The organism is Devosia sp. XK-2 (assembly GCF_037113415.1).
In the GTDB taxonomy this organism is placed as follows: domain Bacteria; phylum Pseudomonadota; class Alphaproteobacteria; order Rhizobiales; family Devosiaceae; genus Devosia.
Window position 1 is genome coordinate 2,358,217 of sequence record NZ_CP146608.1, and the last position, 26,246, is coordinate 2,384,462.

The window sequence follows — 26,246 nt, forward strand, 5'->3', positions numbered from 1 at the left end:
ATGACCCTGCCTCTCACCCTCAATGCCGTTTCCGCCCATTATGGCGCCACTCAGGTGCTGGAAAATCTGTCGCTCGCCGTTGCAGAAGGCGAGCTCGTCTCGCTGCTCGGCGCCTCGGGCTGCGGCAAGACCACCACGCTCCGCCTTGTCGCCGGTTTTCTGCAGCCCACGGCGGGCACGATCACACTTGGCGGCCGCGATCTGACCCGCCTGCCGCCGCATCAGCGCGATATCGGCCTGGTTTTCCAGAACTATGCACTTTTCCCGCACCTGTCGGTGGCCGACAATGTCGGCTTCGGCCTCAAACAGCGCGGCATTGCGGGTGATGCCAGAGCAAAGCGCGTGCAGGCCATGCTGGAACGCGTTGGCCTCGTGCATCTTGCCAATCGTTTGCCGGGGGCCCTGTCCGGCGGGCAGAAGCAGCGCGTCGCGTTGGCGCGCGCCCTGGTCATCGAGCCACCGCTGCTGATGTTTGATGAACCGCTCAGCAATCTCGACGCGAAGCTGCGCATCGATATGCGCGTCGAAATCCGCCAACTGCAGCGTGCCAATGGCACGACCTCGGTCTATGTCACGCACGATCAGGAAGAAGCCTTTTCCATTTCCGATCGCGTCGCCATCATGCATCAGGGCCGCATCATGCAGCTCGATACCCCGGAGCGTCTGTATCAGCGTCCCGCCAATGCATTCGTGGCGCGCTTCGTCGGCTTCGAAAATCTCATCGCCATGACCGTTGTCGACCGCAGCGGCGCCAAGGTCACGGCCGAAGCCGCTGGCGGCGTGCGCCTCACCCTGCCGATAGAACAGTTCGGCGAAATCCCCGACAGCTTCATCCTGGCCTGTCGGGCCGATGGTCTCGTCGTCACCGAAAATACGCAGACGGACGGCATTCCAGCGACGCTTGGTCTGCGCACCTATCTTGGCCGGGCCTATCAATATCAGGCCCAAACTCCGGCGGGCACGCTGATTGCCAATGGTCCGCTGACCCGCCCGCTCGAGGCCGGCGCAGTGGCCAAACTGGTGCCCGTGCCCGAACAATGCACCATCCTGGCGCCAGAATGACGATTCTCCTCACCAATGCCTGGGTGCTGACCATCGATGACGCCCTGACCGAGCACAATCGCGGTTGGGTGCAGATAGACGGTACAACCATCACCGCCCTGGGTGCCGGCGCACCCCCAGACGTGCCGGACGCCGAGGTGGTCGATTGTGGTGGCGACGTCGTCATGCCCGGCATGGTCAATACGCATTGCCACATGGGCATGTCGGTGTTCCGCGGCCTTGCCGAGGATATCGATGACCGGCTCTATAGATATATCCTGCCGCTCGAACGCAAATTCGTCACCCCCGAAATGGTGCGGATCGGCTCCGCCCTCTCGGCACTGGAGCTTATACAGGGCGGCGTTACCACAATTGCCGACATGTACTATTTCGAAACCGAAGTAGCCCGCGTCTGCGACATGGCCGGTCTGCGCGCCATTGTCGGCCAGACGCTCGCCGATTTCGATCCACCCGACCACGGGGATTTCGACGAGGGTTTTGCCCTGGTGGAAGAGCTGTTCGATACCTTTCGCGACAATCCCCTGGTTGCCCCCTCGATTGCGCCTCACGCCCCCTACTCGACCGGCCTGAAGACCATGGAGCGCGTCGCGCACTGGTTGGCCGACCACCCCGACGTGCCGGTACAGATGCATCTGGCTGAGAGCGCCCTGGAAGTGGCCTGGGCTCGAGACAATTACGGCAAATCCACGATTGCCGTGACACGTGATGCCGGCCTGCTCAAACCTGGCTTGATTTGCGCCCATTGTCTGCAATTGGACGACGCAGACATCGCCATGATGGCCGAGGCGCAGGTCTGCGTCGCGACCAATCCACGCTCCAACGGCAAAGCCGGTCGCGGCGTCGCACCGGTCGAAAAACTGCGCCATGCCGGCCTGCCTGTCGGCATCGGCAGCGATGGCGCTATGAGTGGCAATACGCTGGACCTTTTCAGCCAGTTCGCCCCCGTTTCGATGTTTGCAAAACTGCTGGCCGGTTCACGCAAGCCACTGCCTGCCACCGAGGTCGTCCGCATGGGCACCATTGAGGGCGCGCGCGTACTGAACCGCGATCTGGTGACCGGTTCGCTCGAAGTAGGCAAGCAGGCGGACATCATCCGCATCAACCTGGACGCACCCCGCCTCCACCCGATCTATGATCCCTATTCCATGCTGGTATTTGCAGCCATGCCCAGCGATGTGACCCACTCCATGGTGGCCGGTCGCTGGCTGATGCGGGACCGTCAGGTCACCACGCTCGACGCCCGCAAGACCGTTGCCGACGCCAACCAGATCGCCCGCCAGTTCAAGGCCGAGATGGCGCGAATAGACAGCCAGGCGCCATGATAGTTCTCCAAATCGCCCCTTGGGCCGCCAGCCAGCCTCAGGCGGCCTGGATTGTCTGTTCGAACCGACCGGCATGACCGCAAAAGGGCTTGTAAAGGTCCCCCAAATGATGCTGGCTCCGCTCCATGAATAGACGGGTTATTATCGATACCGATCCGGGGCTCGATGACGCAATGGCCATCCTCTTCGCGCTGGCGTCCGGCAAGTTCGAGGTTCTGGGCCTGACCACAGTGGCCGGCAATATCGGCCTGGACCGGACCACCAGGAACGCCGGCGGTCTGCTGGCGGTGATGGGGCGTAGCGATATTCCCGTCATCGCCGGCGCCGCCACCGCCCTTATGCGCGACAATATCGACGCCATTGTCATCCATGGCGACGACGGTCTACGGGGTGTGGCGCTGCCAGCGCCGCTGGTGCAAGCGGGTGACGACGCCGTCGGCTGGATGGCGCAGACATTGCTGGCCGCCCCCAGCAGTACGATCGATGTTCTGGCGCTCGGTCCGCTCACCAATATCGCCCGCCTCATTAACGACCATCCCCAGGCGGCGGGCCGCATCGGCCATCTCATCATCATGGGCGGGGCAATTGAGGAACCGGGCAATGCCGGGCCGGTCTCCGAGTTCAATTTCGCCTCTGACCCGGAGGCAACCGCAGTCGCGCTGCGGGCTGGTATCAAGACAACCATTGTGCCGCTCGATGTCACGCGGCGCGTGCGGGCAAACCGCAGCTATGGTGAGGCTCTACGCGGAACCGCCGCGGGAGACGCGGCAGCGGACCTGCTGGCGGCCTATCTGGTCGACGGCGAGCAGAGCCGGCCACTGCATGACCCGTGTGTCATGCTGCTCGCGTTGGCGCCCGAGCTTTTCGGCATCGAGCTCTTTCACCTGTCGGTCAATCTTGGTGATGACGGGGACGCCGGTGCCCTGACACGCCGCGACAGCGGTTCGCCGATATTGGTCGCCATGACTGTCGACGTTCCGGCAGCCTTGGCCCTGCTCGCCGGCGGTTTCCGCTAACGCAATTCCCCCTCCACCAGCGCCGTCCAATAGCGGGCACCGGTGGCGATGGCATCATCGTTGAAATCGTAGCGGGAATTGTGGTGCAGTGCGCCGTCCACCGCCGGGCCATTGCCCAGCCACACATAGCATCCAGGCACGCGGCTGCCGAACTCGGAAAAATCGTCCCCGGCGGTCGAGGGCGGGAAGGTCGTCACCACCGGCCGCCCCGACGCGAGCTGTGCAGCGGCCAGCGCGGCCCTGGTGGCGCTGTCGTCATTGATGACCGGTGCGATGCGGCGCTGAAATGCATAATCGGAAGCGATACCAAACGTGTTCGCAACGCCCCGCGCGAGTTCGCCGATAGCCGCTTCAAGCTGGTCGCGCACCTGGGCCGAATAGGCTCGCGCCGTGCCACCGATGCGAACGGCATCGGGGATGACATTGAGCGCGCGAAAATCGCCGCCGGTAATGGCGCAGGCACTGACCACTGCGGGCTGTAGCGGATCGACCTTCCGCGCCACGATGGTGTGAACCATGGTGAGGAAATGCGCCGCCGCGGTCATCGCGTCTCGCCCCAGATGCGGCTTGGCGCCATGTGTCCCGATGCCGGTGAAAGTCACCTCCCAGCTGTCGGATGACGCCAGTTGCGGTCCAGGAACCACGGCCATCTCATCGGGCGCCAGGCCCGGCATATTGTGCAGGCCATAAACCGCATCGATCGGAAAGCGCTCAAGGAACCCGTCATCCAGCATGGCCTTTGCCCCGCCCCGACCTTCCTCGGCCGGTTGGAAAACGAAATGGACCGTGCCCGAAAATCGTCGAGTCCGCGCCAGGTGCCGCGCCGCCGCCAGCAGCATCACCGTGTGGCCGTCATGACCACAGGCATGCATGGTGTTCTCGATCTGCGATTTATAGGCAACAGCACCCAGCTCCGGCATGGCCAGTGCATCCATATCGGCCCGCAGGGCGATTGAGCGTTTTCCCTCGCCTGCCCGCAAGGTGCCGACGACTCCGGTCTTGCCAATGCCGCGATGCACTTCGATGCCAGCGTCCTCGAGCCATTTGGCCACAATGCCGCTCGTGCGAACTTCCTCAAAGCCAAGTTCTGGATGGGCATGCAGATCGCGGCGCAACGCGACCATCGCCTCAAGTTCGAACGGATCATTGTCTCCGCGGTTCATCGCTTGCTAAGCTCTTGATATTCAACAAAGCTGCAGCATCCACCATTTGGGACTGCCAAGCAAGGAAAGCCGGTCAATGCCACTCGAACCTCACCAGTTCTGGCAAAGCGTGGATGCCCCGGGCACCCATGTCAGCAATATCCAGGGTTGGCTCGACAGCTATCCGGCCACCCTGCCCGACGGCAGGCAAATCCTGCTCCCCATCCGCATTCTACCCGGCGACGGCAAGAGCGCGGTGGCCTCGCTGATCATAAATCAGGCCAGTTTCGTCGTAGAGGACGCCATTGCCGCCGCCATGGCAGGCCTGCTCGGACCGTTCGAACCGGACATCATCATTGGCGTGCCGACCCTTGGCCTGCCGCTGGCCAATAATGTAGCGCGCAGGCTGGACCATAGCCGCATGGTAGCGCTCGGTACGTCGCGGAAATTCTGGTACCGCGATGACCTGTCGACCCCTATGTCCTCGATCACCAGCCCCGAACAGGTGAAAACGATCTTTCTCGATCCCCGCTTGCTGCCATTGCTCGAAGGCAAACGGGTAGCCGTGATCGATGACGTCATCAGTTCCGGCACATCTATGGCCGCCGTTATGGCCCTGCTGGACCGGATCGGGGTGGCACCGGTAGCCGTAGCTGCGGCCATGCTTCAAGGCACGTTCTGGCAGGACAAGCTGGACCATTGGGGTGACAGGATCGTTGCGCCCCTTGCCTCTCCACGCCTGGCCAGAACCGCCTCCGGCCATTGGCTACCCGCCTAGCATACCGGCAATTCAGCGGCTCCTTCGCCGCTTACGGGGTTCCGGCCGCTCCGCCGGACCGGCCCTCTCAGGCGCCAAGCCGATGCCCGTCTTCCCCGAAGAGCAGCAGGTGTCGCGGATCGAAGCCCAGCGAGATCGTCTGTCTGGGTTCGATTTGCTCCTGCCCGGCCAGCGCGGCGGTCAGTTCCTGCCCCGATGGCAGGCCAACCCTGACCAGGGTTTCATTGCCGAGCCGCTCGACCAGTTGCACCTCACCGCCAATTGGTCCGTTCGGGTCGAGGACCAGTGCGTGGGGCCGCAGGCCAACCCGAAGCTTCATGCCCGCTTCCAGACCCGGCATCGACGGAAAATCGAGCGGAGTGTCGGCCAGCTCTGATCGCAGAGCTAGGCCGCCGCCGGTCCTGGCTGCCACCGTCGCCTCGACAATATTCATCTTCGGCGACCCGATGAAACCGGCGACAAACAGATTGGCTGGACTGTTATAGAGTTCCAGCGGCGAGCCGACCTGCTGCACGACGCCGCCATCGAGCACGACGATCTTGTCGGCCAGCGTCATGGCCTCGACCTGATCATGCGTCACATAGATCATCGTGGCGCCAAGATCGGTATGCAGCCGCGCCAGCTCCATGCGCATGTCGCCACGCAAGGCCGCGTCGAGATTGGACAAAGGTTCGTCGAACAGGAACACATCCGGCTCCCGCACAATGGCCCGGCCAATCGCCACACGCTGGCGTTGACCACCCGAAAGCTGAGCCGGACGGCGATCGAGCAAATGTTCCATCTGCAGAACCCTGGCCGCGGCCCAAATTTTCGCGTCGCGAACGTCCTTGGGGGTGCCGGCCAGTTTGAGGCCAAAGCCAACATTGTCGTAGACAGACATGTGCGGATAGAGCGCGTAGGACTGGAACACCATGGCAACGCCACGGTCACGCGGTTCAACATCGTTGACCACTCGGTCGCCGATGCGGATTTCGCCGCCGGTAATGTCTTCAAGACCAGCAATCATGCGCAGCAATGTCGACTTGCCACAGCCCGAAGGGCCGACAAAGACCACGAATTGGCCGTGCTCGATGTCGAGATCCACACCCTTGATGACGGGCACATCGCCATAGGCCTTGTGGACGGAACGGAGGGTGAGCCCTGCCATTTGCGAAACTCCTTTTAGCCTTTGACCGCGCCCTGCATCAGGGCGGCCACAAATTGGCGCTGGAAGACGAGGAACAACGCCACGGTCGGCGCGAGAATGAGAAGCGAGCCGGCACAAAGCAGGGGAATATCGGTGCCCCACTGTCCCTGGAAGGCGCCGAGAGCACCGGCCATGGTCCGCTGCATCGGGTCCTGCACCAAGACCACTGGCAACAGGAACTGGTTCCAGGTCCAGAGGAAGAGCAGGATGGTCAGCGACATGATCGCCGGACGGGCCAGCGGCACCTGAACGAGCCAGAATTCCTTCCAGCGGGTTGCACCGTCTAGCTGGGCGGCCTCGGTCAGGTCGTGCGGCACATTGAGGAAATGCGCGCGCATCCAATAGACCGAAAAGGGCATATAGAGCCCGATCAGCGGCAGGATAATTGCAAAGCGCGTATTGAGCAGACCCAGCGCCCGCACTTCATAGTAAAGCGGGGTAATCACAGCCTCGAATGGCAGGGTCAGACCGAACACAAAGATGAGGTACAACCATTTGTATTTGTTGCTTGTGAGCTTGGCGAGACCATAACCGGCCATGGTTGCAATCAACACCGAGACCGGCACCACGCCCAGAACGATCAGCGTGCTCGAAAGCAGCAATTGATCCATCCTGGCCACTTCAAAGGCGCGGACGAAATTGCCCCATTGCGGATCGGTCGGCCATTGCAAACCGTTGGGATAGCTGCCTTGCGGTGCCAATGCAGCCGAAAGCATTGACAGGAATGGTAGCAGCGTCACGATCATCAGGACGATGATCAGCCCACGGGCGAGCAGCGTGTTTGGTGCGGTGGTCTTCATTTCTTGTCCCGCGTGAACCATTGAACGGGAGCGATGGTGATCAGAACCAGCACCATGAGCACGATGGCCAGCGCCGAGGCCAGACCAACCTGGCGGTGAGCGAATGCCAGGCGATAGATCTCAAGGCCCGGCACGGTCGTGGTGATGCCCGGCCCTCCCTGGGTGGAGATGTAGACAATGTCGAAACTGGCAAGCGCCGCGATCACAGTGACAGTAATGCACACACCGATTTCCTGCCGCAGACCAGGCAGCGTGATGTAGCGGAACTCGTGCCAGGGCCGCGCACCATCGAGACGTGCGGCCTCGTAAAGGCTCGGGTCGATCTTGGTGATGCCGGTGACCAGCAGCATGGTGCACAGACCCAGCAAGACCCAGGCGCCGATAATGCCGACGGCGGGCAGCGCCCAGACGAAGTCGCCCAGCCAGCCACGCGCCCAGTCCGACAGGCCAATGGCCTTGAGGGTCTGATTGACCAGCCCGGTCGAGGCAAACATCCAGCTCCAGGCGATACCGGCAGCGACCAAGGGAATGACCTGGGGGAGAAACAGGACGGTGCGCGTGATGGTGCCGAAACGCCCATCCATATGGCTGCGAATGGCCGCCGCGACAGCCAGTCCAAGCAATACCGGGATCAGCGTGAAATAGAGAACGAGCTGGAAGGCATTGCCGATGATCTGCAAGAGATCATTGTCCGTCAGCACCGTCAGATAATTGGTCAGGCCATGAAAGCGTGCCTTGCCGATGCCGTCCCAGCGCAGCAACGAATAATAGATGCTCATGCCCAGCGGCACGAGCACGAAGGCGGCATAAGCGACAAAGGCGGGCGCCACGAAAAGCCAGGCCGCACGCCGTGTTTTGCGGCTCCCTCTGGATGGAGGGAGCCGCTTAATTGACCCAGTGGCGTCCGGAACGGACGTCGTTTCTTCAGTCATGATTCATTCCGGTTCGCATGGGGCGTTCAAGAAGCTTCTTAACGGGACAGCTGGGTCTCGTATTCCTCTTGGACGGCCTCGAGAAGGCCTTCTGGCGTCTGCTGACCACCAACCATTTTCTGCAGCTCGGGCGTCCAGCCAGCGGCAAAAATAGCGCCGGTCGCATTGGCGATAAAGTCCATGGCGCCATTGTCCTCAGCCAGGGTTTGGCCGGCAGCAAGCGACTGCTCGGTCACCGAACCAGGCTCGACGGCCGGCATGGGCAGATCAGTCGGACCACCCGGGTTCGAGCCGCCAACAGCAACGTTGATCTTGCGTGCCTCTTCATTGGTGGCAACCCAGTCAAGGAAGAAGGCGGCGCAGTCGGGATGCTCTGCATTGGCGGCAATACCAAAGGTCAGCGGCGCCGACATGGTGGCATGTCGCCCGCCCTCTTCAGCGCTGGGCATGATGAAGAAGCCGAATTTGCCGGCGGCATTGGCATCGAGATTGCCCGACTCCCAATCGCCATTGAACATGAACAGGCCTTCGCCACCAATGAACCGGCTCATCATCTGGAAATATTCGATCGCGTTAGCATCGGACGGGAAGTATCCGGCCTTGATCCAGGCATCGAGATGCTGCGCAGCTTCGAGATTGTCCGGCGTATTGATGGTGGCGCCGTCCTTCTGGAAGATCCAGTCATTGATCGGCTCGGGTGCGCCATAGGCACCCATCAGGTTCTGCAGCGGGAAGGCGAGACCAGCCGTACCCTTGTTCCACTGCATAATCGGCTGGATACCAGCTTCCTTTGCAGCCGCCATCAATGTGTCGAGTTCTGCCAGGGTCTTGGGCGGCTCGGTCATGCCAAGCTGGGCAGCCAGTTCCTTATTATAGAACACGCCGGTCATCGAATAATTGAGGCCCATGGCGTAGAGAGAGCCGGTGCCGCGCGGGCGACCACCCTCTTCCACACGCAACTGCACCAATTGGCCGGCCGGGAAAGCATCCCAGCCGAAATCGGCAAAATAGCCGTCGAGGTTCAGCAGCAACTCATTTGCGACGAGGTCAGTCAATGAAGGCAGGCGGATCAGGTCAGGCGCATTGGCCTCGGACAGTATGCGCGGCGAGTTCTCCATCATATTGGCGAACTGGTCTTCCTTGATGTCAAACGTGACATTGGGGAACTGCTTGGTGAACTCTTCCGCCAGACGAGACGGCAGCGGAAAGCCAGTCTCGAAATAGGAATTGAGGACGACAGGGTCAGTGCCGCAGCTCGGTGCGGCCACAGCCACGCCGGCCGTCGCGGCAACGCTCAGGCTCAGGGCGGCGATACGAAGTGCGTGGCGGGATGAATTTCTCACGACTACCTCCTCCAGGGTAAAGTCTGCAGTGGATGTTTCCGTCTGCTAAATGGATTTAGCGCATGTGCACAAAGCGGTGTCAATATGCCCTTTATGCTCAGCGCGGCGAAGAAACGACCTCACGCAAGGCCGAGATGATCCCGGTCGCGCGCTGGTCTTCCGGCCCCATCATCCAATTGGTGACAAAGCCGAAACCGATCTGGCGCTGGGGGTCGGCAAAGCCAACCTGCCCCCCGGCGCCATCATGTCCGAAACAACTCTCGCCAAGATAGCGCCGCGCTTCGGAGTCAAGCTGGAAACCGTAGCCCCAGCGGGAATAGGGTGGGTCGCCGCCAAACACCGACACACCCTCGCTCTGCGTTTGGGTGGCCTGGGCGATTACCGCATCGTCGACAAGGCGCACACCATTGGTCTCGACCACCGTGGCCGACCAGATGGTGGCAAGGGCCTTGGCCGTAGCAATGCCACCAGCCCCCGGAATTTCTGCGGCGCGGATACGCTGTCGGTTAAAACCACCATCATCCGTGACCAGATCGGCTGGCAGAGCATCGCCCAGCGTCATGGCCCGACAGGGCCAGTTCGGCGCCGGCTTGCTGGCTTCGTCGGCCCACAAGGCGCTCAAAGGTGCGCTGACCTGCAAATGCGCCGGCCGGTCGGCAAGTTCATCGGGCAGTCCGATCCATGCATCGGCCTTGAGCGGCTCTGTTATGACCTCGCGGAAATAGGTGCCGGCGGACATGCCGGTAACCCTGCGCACCAGTTCCCCGGTAAGCCAGCCATGGGTCAATGCGTGATAGGCATAGCCCTTACCGGGCGGCCAAAGCGGTTCCTGCGCGGCCAGAATGGCGACGACGCGGCCCCAATCGACGATATCGCTTTCCGTCAGCGTCTCACGCGGAGCCGAAAGTCCAGCCTGATGCGCAAGGGTCTGACCGACCGTGACATCACCTTTACCTGCAACGGCAAATTCGGGCCAGTAACGTGCCACGGGCGCCGCGTAATCCAGCCGCCCCTGCTCAACCAGACGGGCGACCAGGATCGACATCAAACCCTTGGTGCAGGAAAAAATGACAGACGGCGTATCCTGCGTCCAGGTCCGTCCCGTTCTCTCATCGGCAATACCCGCCCAGAGATCGACGACGCTTTGCCCGCCTATCATCACATGTAGGGCGCCGCCCATGGTCGGCCGCCCATCGAAGGCCTTGGCAAAGGCTCCGGCCACCGATTCAAACGCTGGCTCAACCGAGCCGTGCACATGGATGGTCATGACGGATCCACCTGCAAATAGCCATCAGAACTGGTCGAAATGGCCAGCGGATCGCAGATGCCACCGATAAAATCGCCGTCAGCGCTGACATTGTTGAACGCCAGAAGCCAAGGCTTGCCTTGGCGATCCATGGCAATGCGCCCGGCATAGAGTTTCTCATCAACCAGCAGGCGCGCCGCGCGGAAATCGACGATGCTAGGCATATCGCCAATTGGCTGGCTCCAAACCCCGCCAATGCCCCCTGCCCGATCGCCACAAAGCTTTGCCCCGTCGCAGCAGAAAACTATGTGGTTCTGCCCCTCGACCTGCACGATCTGGAACACTTCGAGATGGGCAAAACCGCATCCCGGCGCGCTGAGGGCAGGCTGCACGGTCCAATTCGCAAGATCAGGCGAAGTGGCATGAGCCATCACGCCACGATCCGGCTCAGCGCCGTCCTTGGCGCGCGCCGTAATCAACATATGCCAGAGTTGGTCCGCCTGGCGCCAGAATACCCATGGATCGCGCCAGGCCTCTTCCGGCCAGGACGACGTCCCCAGCGTTTCATAAAGGTCCCCATCGGCCACGCAGACCGGCACGGGATGCTTTTTCCAGGTGAACAGATCCTCTGAGGTAGCCATGCCGACGGTTTCAATATTTGCGAAACTGTCGGGGGAGAGAAAGCGCGAGCCGGTATAGAACATGCGCCAAAGCCCATCCGGGCCGTGCACCACACTGCCGGTCCAGGTCGCGGAACCATCAAAGCTCCCCGGTGTACCGGCATCGAAAATCTGGCCATGGTCGGTCCAATTCCGCATATCGCGCGAAGTGGCATGGCCAATACGCGCATTGCGGTGACGCAGATTGGGGTCGCCAAGCGATTTGGGCGCGTGAAGATAGAACATGTGGTGCTGTTCGCCATCGTCGGCGAACCAGAAGTCCCACACCCAATGATCCGGCAGATGGAATGCCACTCCTCAAGCCCCTTTCCGAGGTCTTCATGAAACGCGCAGCAATTGCTGCTTTGCTAAAACCATTTAGCACATGCTATGATCGACCAATCTTGTCAAGCGGGAGTCGCATGGATATCCAGTCCATCAACGACCCGGCGGTCGTGGGAGGACTTGAGGCCCTTGGGAAAGAAGCGCGTAACATTGGCCGATGTCGCCCGCCTGGCAGGCTTGTCGACGACGGCGGCGTCAATGATCCTGACCGGTAGACCCGATACACGCCTCTCCCCCGAAGCTCACAAGAAGGTTCACGATGCCGCTGCCAGCCTGGGCTACAGGCCCAATGTGGCAGCCAGGGCGCTGCGTACGGACAAATCGCGTTCCATCGCCTTCATCTCCGATTATGTGGCCACCACCCGCTTTGCCAGCGGCCTGATCAGAGGCGCCCTCGCCGCCGCCGAGGATGCCAAGCACGTCATGCTCCTGCTTGAGACGGGGGGCGAGCCGGCGCGGGAAATCCAGGCCGTGGAGGCCGCCATTGACCGGCAGGTCGATGGCCTGATCTTTGCCGCAATGCGCGCCCGCGAGGTGTTCGTGCCGGACATTTCCATCACCGTTCCCGTCGTCATGCTCAACGGGACCAGCGCCCGGTTCCCCGTATCGGTGCTGCCGGACGAATATCAAGGCGGCCGCATGGCGGTGCAATTGCTGCAAGACGCGGACATTGCCGAGGGCATTGTCCTGCTTGGCCACAATGCCAAACAGGAGGAAGGCCTGTTCCGCTCGGAAACCATATCCCGCCGCTTCGAGGGCATCAGGGATGCCATGGCCGATGCCGGACTGGCTTTCCTGGCCGAACTGAGCTGCTGGAACTGGGAGCCGAATTTCGGCTATGAACTAACGCGAAAACAGATCAAATCGCAGCGCCCCCGCGCGCTTTTGTGCCTGAACGATCGCTTGGCCTTCGGTGCCTATCAGGCCTTGGCCGAAGCTGGCCTCAGAATTCCTGAAGATGTCGCGCTTGTGTCTTTCGACAATGACGAGATCGCCTCCTATCTGCGCCCGGGCCTGACCACCATCGGCCTCCCGCATGAGCAAATGGGACGCCGCGCGGTGGAATTGCTGCTCGGCGCCGCCGAGACAACACAGCCACACCTGCTGGAAATGCCAACGATCATGCGCGGCTCCCTGCCCCGCACCCTTTAGCCCCGCCTCCCGCGCAGGCCTTCAGGCGCACACGCAACCGCCGACAAGATCGGCAATATCTGCACCAGGCAAGAAAAGCGGAGAATGGTGGGCCCACCAGGACTCGAACCTGGAACCAGACCGTTATGAGCGGTCGGCTCTAACCATTGAGCTATAGGCCCCCTGCCGCGTCATATCAGGGTCGTGGCCACTGTCAAACCCTGTTTATACCGGGCCGGGAAACGGCGTCGCGGCGTGATCCGCCCACTTCCCCGGCCAGGTGGATTTGAGTAGCTTGTGCGCCAACCGAACAATATCCGGAAAGCGCCCATGCGGGACGGCGACATCATACACGGTCTCATTCGCGGCCTCTCGGTCATCGAATGTTTCGATGAAGACCACGACCGTATGTCGATCACCGACGTGTCGCAACGCACCGGCCTCGAACGCGCCACCGCGCGCCGATGCCTGCTGACGCTCGTGCATCTGGGCTACGCCACCTATGACGGCAAGTTTTTTCAGTTAACGCCACGCGTGCTCAATCTGGGACATTCCTACCTCGCAGCCACGCCCCTGCCGCGATTGATCCAACCCTTCCTGGAAGACCTCTCGCGCGCCACCGGCGAAAGCACCTCGGCGGCGGTGCTCGAAGGCACCGACATTCTTTACGTCGCCCGGGCCTCGACCCGTAGGGTCATGTCGATCAATCTGGGCGCCGGCGCGCGCCTGCCTGCCTATTGCACCTCGATGGGCCGTACCCTGCTCGCCGCCCTGCCGCCGGATGAGGCCCAGGCGATTCTCGATCGCTCAGAGATTGTGGCCTATACCGCGCGCACCAAGGCCGACAAGGCAACCATAACCACCGAGTTGGCCGTAGTGGCCGCGCAAGGCTTTGCCGTCATCGACCAGGAACTCGAATTGGGCCTGTGCTCAATTGCAGTGCCGCTCTTCAACGCCGCAGGTCAGGTCGTCGCGGCCATCAATATTGGCGCACATACGGCGCGCGCGCCGACCTCGCGCATGATCGCGCACTTCCTGCCATTGATGCGCAAGGTTCAGGCCGAGGTCCGGCCGCTCCTGCGCTAGGAAGCGCACCCTTTCGTCCGCGCCAAGGCAACGTCACGGACCTCCCGCATGGCTCCCCGGGCAATCCTGCCACTGTCCGACAACTGTCATACGGGCTCGCTACGGTCGGCTTCGCGCCGCGCGACAGAGTCCCTTGGGGCCACTGTGACAATCGTCACTCAGGGCCCTGTCATCTTTGCCCAAATATGGTCAGGCCCGTAAATTAACCACTTTATTTACAACACATTAGACTGTCACAAATCAGTCAACCAACTGAAATAAAACTGTCGCCAGGCGCTCCTATGGTCTGCCGCGTCTGAGGGCCGCCCGTGAATGGCTGGCCAGGCTTGCAAATGAATTCCGGAAGGGACATTCCATGAAGACCGCACTCTACGCCAGTGCCGCCGTTATCGCTCTTGCCGCGTTCGGCACCACCGCTGCCTACGCCCAGTCGCGCGACACCATCCAGATCGCCGGCTCCTCCACCGTGCTTCCCTTCGCGTCTATCGTTGCCGAAGAATTTGGCGCCGCTTACCCCGAATTCAACACCCCCGTCGTCGGTTCGGGCGGCTCTTCGGGCGGCCTGCGCCAGTTCTGTGAAGGCGTCGGCGAAAACACCATTGATATCGCCAATGCTTCGCGTCGCATCAAGGCCAGCGAAATCGAAGCCTGTAACGCCGCTGGCGTGAACGACATCCGCGAAATCCAGATCGGCTACGACGGCATCGTCTTTGCGGCCGCTGCTGACAAGGGTGACTTCGCTCTCGAGCCCATCCACGTCTACAAGGCCATTGCCGCTCAGGTTCCGGTCGATGGTGAAATGGTCGACAACCCCTACACCAATTGGTCCGAAATCGACGCTTCGCTGCCCGATCAGGCCATTGCCCTGGCCATCCCCGCTTCCAACCACGGCACCCGCGAAGTCTTCGAGGAAAAGGTTGTGCTGGAAGGCTGCGAAGCCGCTGAGCTGCCCGAGATGGACGAAGACGCGATGGAAACAGCCTGCCTGACCTTCCGCCAGGACGTGGTGGTCGAAATCGCCGGTGATTACACCGAGACCCTGGCTCGCCTCTCGGCCAATCCGGACACCATCGGCGTGTTTGGCCTCTCCTTCTACGAACAGAACCGCGACACTCTCAAGGTTGCCACCGTCGAAGGCGTCACGCCCTCGCTGGAAACCGTTGCTGCCGGTGAGTATCCGGTTTCGCGTCCGCTGTTCTTCTACGTCAAGGGCGAACATATCGGCGTCGTTCCCGGCATTGAAGACTATGTCCAGTTCTTCATGTCCGATGCCATTGCCGGCAATGGCGGCATCCTGGAAGCTGCTGGCATGATCCCGCAGCCGGCCGAAAAGACCGCCGAAGTCATCTCGAACTTCGAGAACGGCGTCTCGCTGACCGCGGCCGATCTCTAAAGATCGACAAGTTCCGGGAGGCGCCTGGCGCCTCCCACGCCCTTTATTGCTTGCCACTCCAGACAGGAGTTCAGTGACGTGAACGCGTGGATCATTGCAGCCCTGCTGCTCGTCCTTCTCAGCCTGAGCTACTCTTTGGGTTGGTCCAAGGCCAAGGCCTTTGCCTCTGGCAGCGCCACCGCCACGCGCGCCCATTCCCGCCCGCAATATCATGGTGCGCGCCTCGCGATCTGGACCCTGGTCCCCGCCATTGCCGTGCTGGTCGTCTGGGGCCTGTTCGGTGAGGCCATCAGCCGCTCATACATTATGGGCCTGCTGCCCGCCGATATGACCAGCCAGACCGGCCCCGCGCTTGAAACAGCCATTCAGCGCGTTCGCTCGATTGCCTCGGGCTTCGGCGTCGCCGGCGAACTGGCTCCCTATGAACAGGATGCCGGTGACGCTCTGAGCCAGTTCAACCTGATGGCCACGCTGCTGGTCGTTCTGGCCGCAGCCGGTCTGGGCATTGCCGGCCTGCTGATCGCCCGGTCACGCATCACCCCGAGGCTGCGCGCCCGCAATCAGGTCGAGCGGGTGGTTGGCATCCTGCTTCTGGCTTGCTCGGCCGTGGCCATCCTGACCACGGTGGGCATCGTTGTGTCCCTGCTCACCGAGGCGCTGCGCTTCTTCAGCTTCGTCAATCCGCTGGACTTCTTCTTCGGCACTGTCTGGCAACCTGGCTTCTCGACTACCAGCAATGCTGCCTCGGGCGGCTACGGCATCCTGCCGCTGCTCTGGGGCACCATCATGGTCAGCGCCATTGCCATGCTGGTCGCTCTGCCGGTCGGGTTGATGTCGGCCATCTGGCTCAACCAATATGCGCCGGCCCGCATTCGCGGCTTGGTCAAGCCGGTCATCGAAATTCTCGCCGGCATCCCGACCATCGTCTATGGCTTTTTCGCCCTGGTCACGGTCGGCCCCTTCCTTGCCGGTTTCGGTGATGCCATCGGCATCGACATTCGCGCCACCAGCGCGCTGACGGCCGGTGTGGTTATGGGCGTAATGATTATTCCCTTCATCTCCTCGCTCAGCGACGACATTCTGAACCAGGTTCCGCGCGCCATGCGCGACGGCGCCTATGGTCTTGGCGCTACGCAGTCTGAAACCATCCGCAATGTACTGATCCCCGCGGCCCTGCCCGGCATTGTCGGTGCCTTCCTGCTGGCCGTCAGCCGGGCCATCGGCGAAACCATGATCGTCGTGCTGGCCGCCGGCAATGCGCCCATCCTGCGCGCCAATCCTTTCGAGCCGACCTCCACGGTCACCGTCTCCATCGTCAACCAATTGACCGGCGACACCGATTTTGCCGGACCACAATCGCTGGTCGCATTTGCCCTTGGCCTGACACTCTTCGCCATGACGCTCGTGCTCAACATTGTTGCCCTCTACATCGTCCGTCGCTTCCGGGAGCAGTACGAATAATGTCCGACACCACTCTGACATCGGGCCAGACCAGCCCGGGCGCTGCAACCAAAGAACGTGTGCGGGCCGGGTTGGGCCGCCGCCATCGCGGCGAAGCCATCTTCCGGGGCATCGGCATTGCCGCCGTGGTGCTTGCTCTGGGCTTCGTGGCGATCCTGTTCACCACGATCATTTCCAAGGGTCTGCCCTCCTTCCAGCAGTCCAAGCTGCATATGGAGGTCTTCTTCGACCCGGCCGTTATCGATGTGGGCCCTGCCCCCGAGCACCAGGCCGGCCAGTCCGATGCTGACTACCACGCAGCCAGCCTCAAATGGCAACGCGACCTGGCCCTGGTGAACTGGAACCGTATCGTCGAAGACGCTATCCGCCGCGCCGCGCCGGAGGGATTTGAGATCGACAGCCGCCAGGCCCTGTCCATCCCCGAAACCAGCGAACGTCACACTTTGCGCGAACAATTCGTGCGTGATCCCGGCCTGCTGGGTCAGACCGTCCCGGTCACCCTTCTCGCATCGGCCAATGTCGACAATTGGCTCAAGGGCACCATCGACCGCTCGCTGGGCGATGGCCAGCAGCAATTGTCGGCTCCAGCTCGCGAACTGGCCGATATTTTTGCCCAGAACGGCACCATCACCCGCGACTTCGCCTGGACCCTGTTCTTCAATGTCGACAGCCGCGCTGCGCCTGCGGCCGCAGGCCTGGCCGGTGCGTTCATGGGCTCAGTCTATATGATGCTGGTGGTCATCGTCCTGGCCGTGCCGATCGGGGTGGCCAGCGCCATTTACCTCGAAGAATTTGCCCCCAAGACCCACCTGACCGATCTCATCGAGGTCAATATCAACAATCTGGCGGCGGTGCCTTCCATTGTCTTCGGCCTGCTCGGCGCCGCGGTCTTCATCAATGTCCTGCACCTGCCCCTGTCCGCGCCCTTCGTCGGCGGTCTGGTGCTGACGCTGATGACCCTGCCCACCATCATCATTGCCACCCGCGCCGCACTCAAGGGTGTACCGCCCTCCCTGCGCCAGGCCGCGCTGGGCATGGGCGCATCAAAGACGCAGATGGTGTTCCACCACGTGCTGCCGGTGACATTCCCCTCCATCCTGACCGCCACCATTATCGGCGTCGCGCAGGCCCTGGGCGAAACCGCCCCGCTCCTGCTGATCGGCATGAACGCCTTTGTGGCCGCCGTCCCGGCAACGCCCATGGACCAGGCAACCGCTCTGCCCGTCCAGATCTATCTCTGGCAGGGCAATGAAAACCGAAACTTCTTTGAGGCGCGGACTTCGGCTGCCATCATGGTGCTGCTGGCGCTCATGATCACCCTCAATGCGATCGCCATCTTCCTGCGGTCCCGCCTCGAAAAGCGCGCTTAAGGAGACACCGAAATGGACGTGCTCGCCGGCCAGGTTAAAGTGACCCAAAAGACATTGGATCAGACAATGAATCCCGCTGAATTGATGGACCATCCGATCCGTCTTACTGCCCGCGACGTGACCGTGCATTATGGAGCCAAGCAGGCTCTGCACGGCATCTCTATCGACATTCCCGACCGCGCCGTCACCGCCTTTATCGGCCCCTCGGGCTGCGGCAAGTCGACCTTCCTGCGCTGCATCAACCGCATGAACGATACCATCGAAGGGGCCAGGGTTGGCGGTCGCATCGAACTCGATGGCGAAGACATCTATGATCCCAAGCTCGATGTGGTCGAGTTGCGTGCCCGCGTCGGCATGGTCTTCCAGAAGCCCAATCCCTTTCCCAAATCCATCTATGACAATGTCGCCTATGGCCCCCGCATTCATGGGCTGGCCCGCAACAAGGCCGATCTGGACGAGATCGTCATTTCCTCGCTGCGCAAGGCGGGCCTTTTCGAGGAGGTCAAGGATCGCCTCAATGAGCCCGGCACCGGTCTTTCGGGCGGCCAGCAGCAACGCCTCTGCATCGCGCGCGCCATTGCCGTCGGCCCCGAAGTCATTCTGATGGATGAGCCCTGCTCGGCCCTGGACCCCATTGCCACCGCGATCATCGAAGAGCTGATCGACGAATTGCGCGAAAACTACACCATCGTCATCGTCACCCACTCCATGCAGCAGGCGGCCCGTGTGAGCCAGAAGACCGCCTTCTTCCACTTGGGCAATCTGATTGAACATGGTGATACCGAGGACATTTTCACCAATCCGGTGAACAAGCAGACCCAGGACTACATCATGGGCCGTATCGGCTGACCGGCGAGCCATAAAAGGACGTAGCAAATGCCCAATACCGGCACCGACCACATCGTCACCGCCTATAATGAAGAGCTGCTTTCCCTGGCGCAGGCCATTGCCGAAATGGGCGGTCAGGTCGAGGTCGCCATCGAAAATGGCACCCGCTCTCTGCTCAAGCTCGACCGCGAATTGGCCGACCTGACCATCATCGCCGACCAGCGCATCGACGACATGCAGCGCCATATCGACGAGATGGCCGTCTCCATGATCGCCCGTCGTCAGCCTATGGCCAGCGACCTGCGCGCCATTGTCACATCGATCCACGTCGCCAGCGATCTGGAACGCATTGGCGACATGGCCAAGCAGCTTGCCCGCCGCTCGCTCAAGCTCGAAGGCCTCAACCTGCAGCCGACCTTCTATAATGGCGTCAAAAACATGACCGCCCTGGTCATGCGCCAGGTCAAGGACGCGCTCGACGCCTACGGCAATCGCGAAGCGGCCGCATCGGTGGACGTATGCAACCGCGACGACGAGGTGGACGCCATGTATACCTCGCTTTTCCGCGAACTCCTGACCTATATGCTGGAGGATCCGCGCAACATCACCACCTGCACCCATCTTCTGTTCTGCGCGAAAAGCCTGGAGCGCGTGGGCGACCATGCCACCAATATCGCCGAGCGCGCCTATTATCTGGCCACCGGCAAACAGCTCACCAGCGACGTCCAGGAACTGCAACGCCAGCAGATCAAGGCTTAGAGGCGTGCTGCGCAGCAGATGAAAGGCTCCGGTGGAGCCTTTCAAGCCGAGACGGCCATGAGACCTACGGTCGAGTGGCGCGAAGGTGGGATGACCACCACCATAATTCAACGCCCGGCTCCTGCCACGGGCAGCCGACCGACGGAGCACATCCATATGCCCGCGACGATTCTTGTTGTCGAAGACGAAGGCGATATCGCCATCCTGCTGCGCTATAACCTGGAAGCCGAGGGATTCCGGGTCGTCACGGCCGAAAGTGGCGACGAGGCCCAGCAAGCCATCGCCGAAAAGCTCCCGGACCTGATCCTGCTCGACTGGATGCTGCCCGAAATCTCCGGCATCGAACTTTGCCGCCGTCTGCGGGCTCGCGAGGAAACCTCGCGCGTCCCGATCATCATGCTCACCGCCCGCGGCGAAGAGGAGGAACGCGTCCGCGGCCTCTCGACCGGCGCCGACGACTATGTCGTCAAGCCCTTCTCGGTACCCGAACTGGTTGCCCGTATTCACGCGCTATTGCGCCGCGCCAATCCCAATCTGGTCACCACGGCCCTCAAGGTCGGCGATCTCGAACTGGACCGCACCACCCATCGCGTGCGCCGCGCCAATCGCGACGTCCATCTCGGCCCCACCGAATACCGCTTGCTCGAATATCTCATGCGCCATCCCGGTCGCGTCTATTCGCGCGAGCAGCTTCTCGACGGCGTCTGGGGCAATGATGTCTATGTCGATGAGCGCACCGTCGACGTCCATATCGGCCGCCTCCGCCGCGCCATCAATCGCGGCCGTGAAGCTGATCCCATCCGCACCGTGCGTGGCGCCGGCTATGCCTTTGACGAGCGGTTCGCCGCCAACGCCTGAACCTGATCACCGCCTGGAAACGAAAAACGGGGCCACCAGGGCCCCGTTCCACTATCCAGCACCCGCTTCCGGTCAGCCGGCAGCAGTGTAAGCCGTCTTGACCACCGTAAAGAATTCGGCAGCATACTTGCCCTGCTCCCGCGGACCATAAGACGAGCCCTTGCGGCCGCCAAACGGCACGTGGAAGTCGACGCCGGCGGTCGGCACATTGACCATCACCATGCCGGCCTCGGCATTGCGCTTGAAGTGCGTGGCATATTTCAGCGAGGTCGTGACGATGCCAGCCGACAAGCCGAATTCGGTGTCATTGGCCGTGGCGAGGGCTTCCTCATAATCCTTGACCTTAATGACAGCAGCCACCGGCCCGAAAATTTCCTCGCGGGAGATACGCATCTGGTTGGTGGCGCCCACGAACAGGGCCGGCTGCAGGAAGTGACCCTCGGTCGGCGCATTGACGCGGTTGCCGCCAGCGCGCAGTTCAGCGCCTTCATTGCGGCCGATCTCGATATAGTCCATGTCCTGCTTGAGCTGGCTCGGATCGACCACGGGTCCGATCTCGGTATCCTTGCTAAGCGCATCGCCCACCCGCAGGTTCTTGGTGCGCTCGCACAGGGCATCGACGAACTTGTCGTGAATACCCTCGGTCACGATCACGCGGCTCGAGGCGGTGCAGCGCTGCCCGGTCGAGAAGAAGGCCGATTGCGCCACCGTTTCCACGGCAACCTTGAGATCGGCATCGTCGAGCACGATCGTCGGGTTCTTGCCGCCCATTTCGAGCTGGAACTTGCGGCCATGCTCGATTGAGGCCGCCGCGACGCGCTTGCCGGTGCCGACCGAGCCGGTAAAGCTGATGGCATTGACATCCTTGCTGTCCAGCATGGTCTGGCCAACGACCGAACCCTTGCCCATGACCAGATTAACCACGCCCTTGGGCAGGCCGGCGCGAACCAGAATATCCACGATTGCCCAGGTCGAGCCCGGCACCAGGTCTGCCGGCTTGATGACCACAGTGTTGCCATAGGCCAAGGCCGGAGCCATCTTCCAGGCCGGAATAGCAATCGGGAAGTTCCACGGCGTGATAATGCCGACAACGCCAATAGGCTCGCGGGTGATTTCCACGCCGACGCCCGGACGCACCGAGGGCAGCACTTCACCGGAAAGGCGCAGCACTTCACCAGCGAAAAAGTCAAAGATCTGCGCGGCGCGGGTGACCTCGCCAATGCCTTCGGGCAGGGTCTTGCCTTCTTCGCGGCTCAGAAGCTCGCCCAATTCCTGCTTGCGGGCAGTGATTTCGTCGGCCGTCTTTCTCAGGATCGCGTGGCGTTCGAGAATGCCCGAACGCGACCAGGCCGGGAAAGCTGCCTTGGCGGCGGCGATGGCCTGCTTGGTTTCCTCAACCGTGGCGCGGGCATAGACGCCCACCACTTCCTTGAGATTGGACGGGTTGATGTTCTCGACCCCATCCGAGCCGACCCACTCGCCATCGATCAGGTTCTTGTGCAATTCGCTCATGGTGAGGCCTTTCGTTTGATGCGCTCTGGAGGATGAAGCGCGGAATTAGAGAAGATTGGCGCGCGCGAGGTCGCGCAGCAAATGGCTGGTGCCATAGGTCCAGGGCGGACATTTGGTGGAGAGATTGACCCGATTGGTGAGGGTACCAAGGCTCGGTGTCGAAATGGAGACGACATCACCCAGCTTGTGGGTAAAACCCTTGCCGGCGCCGTCACGATCCTTCACCGGAGCAAACATGGTGCCCAGATAAAGCACCAGCCCGTCCGGATATTGATGATGTGCGCCGACGGTCGCCGCCACCAGCGATTCCGGCGTTCGCGAAATCTGCGCCATATTCGACTGGCCTTCGAGCACGAAACCATCGGTTCCCTCAACACGCAGGGCGATCTCTGCCTGCTTGATCGTCTCGAGCGTGAAATCGCCGTCAAACAGCCGCACGAACGGCCCCAGCGAAGCGGAGGCATTATTGTCCTTGGCCTTGCCCAGCAGCAGCGCCGAGCGGCCTTCCACATCGCGCAGATTGACGTCATTGCCCAGCGTGGCGCCAATAATCTCGCCCGCGCTGGTGACGACCAATGCCACTTCTGGCTCGGGATTATTCCAGTTCGAAATGGGATGCAGGCCGACCTCGGCGCCATGGCCTACTGCGCTCATCGGCTGACCCTTGGTGAAGATTTCAGCGTCTGGCCCGATACCCACTTCCAGATACTGGCTCCACACACCCTTCTCGATCAGCGCCGCTTTCACCTTCACGGCCGCCTCGGAGCCCGGCACAAGCTGGCTCAGATCGGTGCCGATCAGGTCGAGAATTTCACTGCGAAGCACATCGGCGCGCGAATTATCGCCGCGGGCCTGCTCCTCGATCACCCGCTCGAGCAGGGAAACAACGAAAGTCACGCCCGACGCCTTGAGCGCCTGCAGATCGACGGGGCAGAGCAGCTGCGGCATATCAGCCTTGCCCGCTGCCGCATTGGCCATGACCGTCTCGATATCGCCCACGGCCCTTCCGGGGGCCGTCTTGACGTGCTCGGCAGCACGGCCGCTCTCGGCAATATCGCGCACCGTGGCCATGCCTCGCGCGGTAATGTCGACCAATTGCCCGTCGCGCACCGTCACGATCCGAGGGTGGTCAAATCCTTCGATCCGGGCCCGGCCCAGAAGGATACCGCCGGGAATGTCGTTCACGCTCATTCTTGCCCCCTGGCTTGTCAGCCACGTGACTAGCCCAAGCTGTCGTCCGGGGGCAAGTGCAGAAGCGCTTAAGTCATACTTTTTGACAAGGCTGCCACGGAATGTTCCGTTCAACTCCGGTTCATCTGCGCCGCAATACTGACGCATTGGGCCGAGACATCTCTGCCCTGCATAGATTGAAGGAGTTTTCCATGCGTGCCTTTAGCGTCCTTGTTCCTTTCGCTCTGATTGCCACTGCATTGCCTGCCTATGCCGGCACCATCACCATCGAGGGGCGCGGCGAAGTACGTGCCGCTCCTGACATGGCGACGATCAATTCCGGCGTCACCACCCAGGGTGCAAGCGCGCGCGAAGCGCTCGACGCCAATACCGCCGCCATGTCCGAATTGATCGCCGCCCTCAAGGAAGCCGGCATTGAGGCGCGCGACATCCAGACCTCGGGCTTCTCGGTCAATCCGAACTATGTCTATTCCGACGCCCGCGACGATCTGGGCTATTCCCTGCCTCCCAAGATCAACGGCTACCAGGTCTCCAATTCCGTCACGGTGATCGTGCGCGATCTAGAGGAACTGGGCAGCATTCTGGACAGGTCGGTGACCGTCGGCGCCAATACCGTCAATGGCGTCAGCTTCTCCGTCGCCGATCCTTCTGAATTGCTCGACGAGGCCCGCAAACAGGCCTTTGCCGACGCGCGCGAAAAGGCCGAGCTCTATGCCGGTGTCGCCAATGCAACACTGGGCGATCTTGAATCCATTTCCGAGCGGCAGGACTTTAATTCGCCCCAGCCCTACCCCATGTACGCCCGGGCCGAGATGGCCAGCGCCGCGCCGGTCCCCGTGGAAGCGGGCGAAATGAGCTTTGCCATCACGGTCAATGTCTCGTGGGATTTGGACAACAGCGCCGAATAATCGGTGCAGAAACGGCGAATTTGCCATGATTTGGCCAAACCCGAACGGCCAATCGCGCGTTGACTTTTTTCATAGGCGGATCGCTGGCCGGTCCGCCTTTGAGCTCCCCGATCCCCTCCTTGAGGGGGCTTGGGCGGTGGGGACGGTTCCACCGTAGTCACTCCGTCCCCACCAACCCCTCCGCCGTCGGTCGGCAAGGCCGACGACGGGCTCCGGTGGAGCCCGACGAGACAAGGAGGCCACGAAGGCTACGCCTGAGTGGCAAGGGCGGCCGCGCCGCCAATCGCTCCGGTGGAGCGATTTGAGATTTAGGGGCCATGAGACTTCGAGCCGCACTGTAGGGCCAAGCTCGCCGGCGGCGAGATCGGAGGCGAGAAGGCCACGAGACCTAAGGTCGAGTGGCGGCTCGAGTGGCATGCTCGGTGCCAGGCTCTTTACCCCGCCAGCACCTTCCACAGCATGTTCAGCCCCACGGCCACCAGGAACACGGCAAACACATATTTCAGCGTCTTCTGGTCCATCCGATGCGCCAGGGCCGCGCCCCAGGGCGCGCAAAGCGCTGCCAGCACACCCACCAGAGCCAACGCCAAAAGGTTGATATAACCAAGGCTCAACGGCGGTAGGCCTTCGACGCCCCAACCGGAAATCAGGAAGCCGGCAGTGCCCGAAAGAGCGATGGCAACGCCAATGGCGGCCGAAGTCCCCACGGCCTTGTGCATGGTTTCGCCAAAGGCCACCAGGGTTGGCACGGTCAGCGATCCACCGCCAATGCCCATCAGCGAGGAGACATAGCCCACCACCAGCGCCGAGAGGCGGTGCGTCAGGCTCGATCCCTTGAGATGCCCCATTAGCCGGGTCTGGAACGCAAAAACGATATTGGCCGCAATGACAAAGGCCATGACGGCAAAGACGATGCGTAGGACATCGCCTGAATACCAGCCGGCCATCAGCCCGCCCACAAAGGTCCCCACCACGATGAAGGGTGTCCAGAGCCTGAGCACGTTGATATCGAGCGCACCACGCTTGTGATGGGCCCGCGCACTCATGATGCCGGTGGGAATGATGATGGCGAGGGACGTGCCGACGGCCACATGCTGCACCACTTCGGCGTCATAGCCCATCAGCAGCAGCGCATTGCTGAGGGCCGGCACGATGACGGCACCCCCGCCGATCCCCAATAGACCTGCCGCGATCCCCGAGATCACGCCGGTCGCCATCAGCCCCAGGATGAACGGCCAATAGCCGATCAACGCGCCCCAATCCATGTTCATTCCCCAATAATGTGGAACACCAGCTCGCGCCGATGCGGACGGCGCCGGTGTTCAAAGAGATAAAGTCCCTGCCACGTGCCCAGGACCGGCTGCCCGCCGCTGACCGGAATGCCGATCGACGTCTGCGTAAGAGCCGCCTTGATATGGGCCGGCATATCGTCCGGTCCCTCCATTGTATGGATCAGCCAATCCATACCCTCGGGCACCAGCCGGGCGAAAAATCCCATCATGTCGGTCTGCACATCGGGGTCGGCATTTTCCTGGATCAGCAGCGAACAGGAGGTGTGCCGCACATAGGCCGTAGCCAGCCCCGTCTCGATGCCGGTGGCAGAGACAAAGCCACGCAATTGCCGGGAGACCTCGTAAAGCCCCTGCCCTCGGGTCTCGATTGTCGCGCTCTCGATGGCCTGCTGCATATGTCCCGCCTAGCACGCCGCCAGCCGTGGAGGAAAGCCAAAGCCGCCCCGATCCGTCCAGCTCGCCGCAATCGCGCCGCAATCCCCCATACCCATGGCAATAAAGCCCACGGCGGAACCCTTCGCATTGCCCCGCGTTCTGGGGAATGCGGGGACTGTCGGACGGAATCTGGGCCTGGAGTATCGTTCATGACGCGTTCAGGAACGGCCCACAATGCTCGGCAGGAAGTG

At 61.8% G+C, this 26,246-nt stretch carries 24 protein-coding genes and 1 tRNA gene; 13 read left to right on the forward strand and 12 right to left on the reverse strand.

Annotation, left to right across the window (positions count from 1 at the left end; genetic code table 11):
* The 3 genes from V8Z65_RS11515 to V8Z65_RS11525 all read left to right on the forward strand — a co-directional run bounded on the left by V8Z65_RS11515 (position 1) and on the right by V8Z65_RS11525 (position 3,400).
* Positions 1-1,062 carry an ABC transporter ATP-binding protein gene (locus tag V8Z65_RS11515; RefSeq protein ID WP_338720126.1) on the forward strand — a complete coding sequence of 354 codons (1,062 nt, stop codon included), beginning with the start codon at positions 1-3 and terminating at the stop codon, positions 1,060-1,062.
* Positions 1,059-2,384: an amidohydrolase gene (locus V8Z65_RS11520; protein WP_338720128.1), complete on the forward strand. Its 1,326-nt coding sequence runs from the start codon at positions 1,059-1,061 to the stop codon at positions 2,382-2,384. The genes V8Z65_RS11515 and V8Z65_RS11520 overlap by 4 nt, the downstream gene beginning before the upstream one ends.
* Before the next feature lie 125 nt (positions 2,385-2,509).
* Positions 2,510-3,400 carry a nucleoside hydrolase gene (locus V8Z65_RS11525; RefSeq protein WP_338720130.1) on the forward strand — a complete coding sequence of 297 codons (891 nt, stop codon included), beginning with the start codon at positions 2,510-2,512 and terminating at the stop codon, positions 3,398-3,400.
* On the opposite strand, the gene V8Z65_RS11530 is transcribed toward V8Z65_RS11525, so the two are convergent.
* Positions 3,397-4,563 carry a M20 aminoacylase family protein gene (locus V8Z65_RS11530; RefSeq protein WP_338720132.1) on the reverse strand — a complete coding sequence of 389 codons (1,167 nt, stop codon included), beginning with the start codon at positions 4,561-4,563 and terminating at the stop codon, positions 3,397-3,399. The genes V8Z65_RS11525 and V8Z65_RS11530 overlap by 4 nt on opposite strands.
* Before the next feature lie 76 nt (positions 4,564-4,639).
* Here V8Z65_RS11530 and V8Z65_RS11535 point away from each other — a divergent pair, with 76 nt between their 5' ends.
* Positions 4,640-5,320: a phosphoribosyltransferase gene (locus V8Z65_RS11535; RefSeq protein ID WP_338720134.1), complete on the forward strand. Its 681-nt coding sequence runs from the start codon at positions 4,640-4,642 to the stop codon at positions 5,318-5,320.
* 67 nt (positions 5,321-5,387) lie between these two features.
* On the opposite strand, the gene ugpC is transcribed toward V8Z65_RS11535, so the two are convergent.
* From ugpC to V8Z65_RS11565, 6 genes are all read right to left on the reverse strand, one after another.
* Entirely contained in the window at positions 5,388-6,467 is a 1,080-nt protein-coding gene (gene ugpC, locus V8Z65_RS11540) for a sn-glycerol-3-phosphate ABC transporter ATP-binding protein UgpC (protein ID WP_338720136.1), read from the reverse strand.
* Positions 6,468-6,481: 14 nt separating this feature from the next.
* Positions 6,482-7,306: a carbohydrate ABC transporter permease gene (locus V8Z65_RS11545; protein WP_338720138.1), complete on the reverse strand. Its 825-nt coding sequence runs from the start codon at positions 7,304-7,306 to the stop codon at positions 6,482-6,484.
* On the reverse strand, positions 7,303-8,136 hold the full coding sequence (locus V8Z65_RS11550) for a sugar ABC transporter permease (protein ID WP_338720140.1): 834 nt from the start codon (positions 8,134-8,136) through the stop codon (positions 7,303-7,305). The genes V8Z65_RS11545 and V8Z65_RS11550 overlap by 4 nt, the downstream gene beginning before the upstream one ends.
* 140 nt (positions 8,137-8,276) lie before the next feature.
* Positions 8,277-9,581, reverse strand: a complete 1,305-nt coding sequence (locus V8Z65_RS11555; RefSeq protein ID WP_338720142.1) for an extracellular solute-binding protein — start codon at positions 9,579-9,581, stop codon at positions 8,277-8,279.
* 97 nt (positions 9,582-9,678) lie between these two features.
* Positions 9,679-10,848 (reverse strand): serine hydrolase domain-containing protein, encoded by a 1,170-nt coding sequence (locus V8Z65_RS11560; RefSeq protein WP_338720144.1) that lies wholly within the window; start codon positions 10,846-10,848, stop codon positions 9,679-9,681.
* A complete protein-coding gene (locus V8Z65_RS11565; RefSeq protein ID WP_338720146.1) occupies positions 10,845-11,801 on the reverse strand; it encodes a hypothetical protein in 957 nt (318 codons plus the stop codon). The genes V8Z65_RS11560 and V8Z65_RS11565 overlap by 4 nt, the downstream gene beginning before the upstream one ends.
* 159 nt (positions 11,802-11,960) lie before the next feature.
* On the opposite strand from V8Z65_RS11565, the gene V8Z65_RS11570 reads away from it, so the two are divergent.
* A complete protein-coding gene (locus tag V8Z65_RS11570; RefSeq protein WP_338720148.1) occupies positions 11,961-12,983 on the forward strand; it encodes a LacI family DNA-binding transcriptional regulator in 1,023 nt (340 codons plus the stop codon).
* Between the two features lie 85 nt (positions 12,984-13,068).
* On the opposite strand, the gene V8Z65_RS11575 is transcribed toward V8Z65_RS11570, so the two are convergent.
* Positions 13,069-13,144: transfer RNA gene (locus V8Z65_RS11575), tRNA-Ile, on the reverse strand.
* Positions 13,145-13,292: 148 nt separating this feature from the next.
* Between V8Z65_RS11575 and V8Z65_RS11580 the strand changes: the two genes are divergently transcribed.
* The 7 genes from V8Z65_RS11580 to phoB all read left to right on the forward strand — a co-directional run bounded on the left by V8Z65_RS11580 (position 13,293) and on the right by phoB (position 20,717).
* Positions 13,293-14,048, forward strand: coding sequence for an IclR family transcriptional regulator (locus tag V8Z65_RS11580; RefSeq protein ID WP_338720150.1), 756 nt, complete (start codon positions 13,293-13,295; stop codon positions 14,046-14,048).
* 355 nt (positions 14,049-14,403) lie between these two features.
* Entirely contained in the window at positions 14,404-15,441 is a 1,038-nt protein-coding gene (locus V8Z65_RS11585) for a substrate-binding domain-containing protein (RefSeq protein ID WP_338720152.1), read from the forward strand.
* Between the two features lie 78 nt (positions 15,442-15,519).
* Positions 15,520-16,902 (forward strand): phosphate ABC transporter permease subunit PstC, encoded by a 1,383-nt coding sequence (gene pstC, locus V8Z65_RS11590; protein WP_338720155.1) that lies wholly within the window; start codon positions 15,520-15,522, stop codon positions 16,900-16,902.
* Positions 16,902-18,272, forward strand: coding sequence for a phosphate ABC transporter permease PstA (gene pstA / locus V8Z65_RS11595; protein ID WP_338720157.1), 1,371 nt, complete (start codon positions 16,902-16,904; stop codon positions 18,270-18,272). The genes pstC and pstA overlap by 1 nt, the downstream gene beginning before the upstream one ends.
* A 66-nt stretch (positions 18,273-18,338) precedes the next feature.
* Positions 18,339-19,121, forward strand: a complete 783-nt coding sequence (gene pstB / locus V8Z65_RS11600; protein WP_338724016.1) for a phosphate ABC transporter ATP-binding protein PstB — start codon at positions 18,339-18,341, stop codon at positions 19,119-19,121.
* Positions 19,122-19,148: 27 nt separating this feature from the next.
* Positions 19,149-19,859, forward strand: coding sequence for a phosphate signaling complex protein PhoU (gene phoU / locus V8Z65_RS11605; RefSeq protein ID WP_338720159.1), 711 nt, complete (start codon positions 19,149-19,151; stop codon positions 19,857-19,859).
* Between the two features lie 156 nt (positions 19,860-20,015).
* Positions 20,016-20,717: a phosphate regulon transcriptional regulator PhoB gene (gene phoB / locus V8Z65_RS11610; RefSeq protein ID WP_338720161.1), complete on the forward strand. Its 702-nt coding sequence runs from the start codon at positions 20,016-20,018 to the stop codon at positions 20,715-20,717.
* Positions 20,718-20,789: 72 nt separating this feature from the next.
* Here phoB and V8Z65_RS11615 read toward each other — a convergent pair whose 3' ends face one another.
* Positions 20,790-22,229, reverse strand: a complete 1,440-nt coding sequence (locus tag V8Z65_RS11615) for an aldehyde dehydrogenase family protein (protein WP_338720163.1) — start codon at positions 22,227-22,229, stop codon at positions 20,790-20,792.
* Positions 22,230-22,274: 45 nt separating this feature from the next.
* Complete coding sequence (locus V8Z65_RS11620) at positions 22,275-23,420, reverse strand: fumarylacetoacetate hydrolase family protein (protein ID WP_338720165.1); 1,146 nt, start codon at positions 23,418-23,420, stop codon at positions 22,275-22,277.
* Between the two features lie 191 nt (positions 23,421-23,611).
* Here V8Z65_RS11620 and V8Z65_RS11625 point away from each other — a divergent pair, with 191 nt between their 5' ends.
* A complete protein-coding gene (locus V8Z65_RS11625) occupies positions 23,612-24,328 on the forward strand; it encodes an SIMPL domain-containing protein (protein ID WP_338720167.1) in 717 nt (238 codons plus the stop codon).
* A gap of 434 nt (positions 24,329-24,762) precedes the next feature.
* On the opposite strand, the gene V8Z65_RS11630 is transcribed toward V8Z65_RS11625, so the two are convergent.
* Positions 24,763-25,593: a sulfite exporter TauE/SafE family protein gene (locus tag V8Z65_RS11630; protein WP_338720169.1), complete on the reverse strand. Its 831-nt coding sequence runs from the start codon at positions 25,591-25,593 to the stop codon at positions 24,763-24,765.
* A 2-nt stretch (positions 25,594-25,595) separates the two neighbouring features.
* Positions 25,596-26,015 (reverse strand): secondary thiamine-phosphate synthase enzyme YjbQ, encoded by a 420-nt coding sequence (locus tag V8Z65_RS11635; protein ID WP_338720170.1) that lies wholly within the window; start codon positions 26,013-26,015, stop codon positions 25,596-25,598.
* Positions 26,016-26,246: the final 231 nt, after the last annotated feature.

What these genes read in the sequence shown, in the direction of transcription:
- V8Z65_RS11545 (WP_338720138.1), bottom strand. Translation starts at nt 7,306, where the DNA reads ATGAAGACCACCGCACCAAACACGCTGCTCGCCCGTGGGCTGATCATC.
- pstB (WP_338724016.1), top strand. Translation starts at nt 18,339, where the DNA reads ATGAATCCCGCTGAATTGATGGACCATCCGATCCGTCTTACTGCCCGC.
- V8Z65_RS11560 (WP_338720144.1), bottom strand. Translation starts at nt 10,848, where the DNA reads ATGACCATCCATGTGCACGGCTCGGTTGAGCCAGCGTTTGAATCGGTG.
- V8Z65_RS11585 (WP_338720152.1), top strand. Translation starts at nt 14,404, where the DNA reads ATGAAGACCGCACTCTACGCCAGTGCCGCCGTTATCGCTCTTGCCGCG.
- phoU (WP_338720159.1), top strand. Translation starts at nt 19,149, where the DNA reads ATGCCCAATACCGGCACCGACCACATCGTCACCGCCTATAATGAAGAG.
- V8Z65_RS11520 (WP_338720128.1), top strand. Translation starts at nt 1,059, where the DNA reads ATGACGATTCTCCTCACCAATGCCTGGGTGCTGACCATCGATGACGCC.
- V8Z65_RS11530 (WP_338720132.1), bottom strand. Translation starts at nt 4,563, where the DNA reads ATGAACCGCGGAGACAATGATCCGTTCGAACTTGAGGCGATGGTCGCG.
- V8Z65_RS11515 (WP_338720126.1), top strand. Translation starts at nt 1, where the DNA reads ATGACCCTGCCTCTCACCCTCAATGCCGTTTCCGCCCATTATGGCGCC.
- pstA (WP_338720157.1), top strand. Translation starts at nt 16,902, where the DNA reads ATGTCCGACACCACTCTGACATCGGGCCAGACCAGCCCGGGCGCTGCA.
- V8Z65_RS11630 (WP_338720169.1), bottom strand. Translation starts at nt 25,593, where the DNA reads ATGGATTGGGGCGCGTTGATCGGCTATTGGCCGTTCATCCTGGGGCTG.
- V8Z65_RS11535 (WP_338720134.1), top strand. Translation starts at nt 4,640, where the DNA reads ATGCCACTCGAACCTCACCAGTTCTGGCAAAGCGTGGATGCCCCGGGC.
- phoB (WP_338720161.1), top strand. Translation starts at nt 20,016, where the DNA reads ATGCCCGCGACGATTCTTGTTGTCGAAGACGAAGGCGATATCGCCATC.
- V8Z65_RS11620 (WP_338720165.1), bottom strand. Translation starts at nt 23,420, where the DNA reads ATGAGCGTGAACGACATTCCCGGCGGTATCCTTCTGGGCCGGGCCCGG.
- V8Z65_RS11635 (WP_338720170.1), bottom strand. Translation starts at nt 26,015, where the DNA reads ATGCAGCAGGCCATCGAGAGCGCGACAATCGAGACCCGAGGGCAGGGG.
- V8Z65_RS11525 (WP_338720130.1), top strand. Translation starts at nt 2,510, where the DNA reads ATGAATAGACGGGTTATTATCGATACCGATCCGGGGCTCGATGACGCA.
- V8Z65_RS11580 (WP_338720150.1), top strand. Translation starts at nt 13,293, where the DNA reads ATGCGGGACGGCGACATCATACACGGTCTCATTCGCGGCCTCTCGGTC.
- V8Z65_RS11615 (WP_338720163.1), bottom strand. Translation starts at nt 22,229, where the DNA reads ATGAGCGAATTGCACAAGAACCTGATCGATGGCGAGTGGGTCGGCTCG.
- V8Z65_RS11625 (WP_338720167.1), top strand. Translation starts at nt 23,612, where the DNA reads ATGCGTGCCTTTAGCGTCCTTGTTCCTTTCGCTCTGATTGCCACTGCA.
- ugpC (WP_338720136.1), bottom strand. Translation starts at nt 6,467, where the DNA reads ATGGCAGGGCTCACCCTCCGTTCCGTCCACAAGGCCTATGGCGATGTG.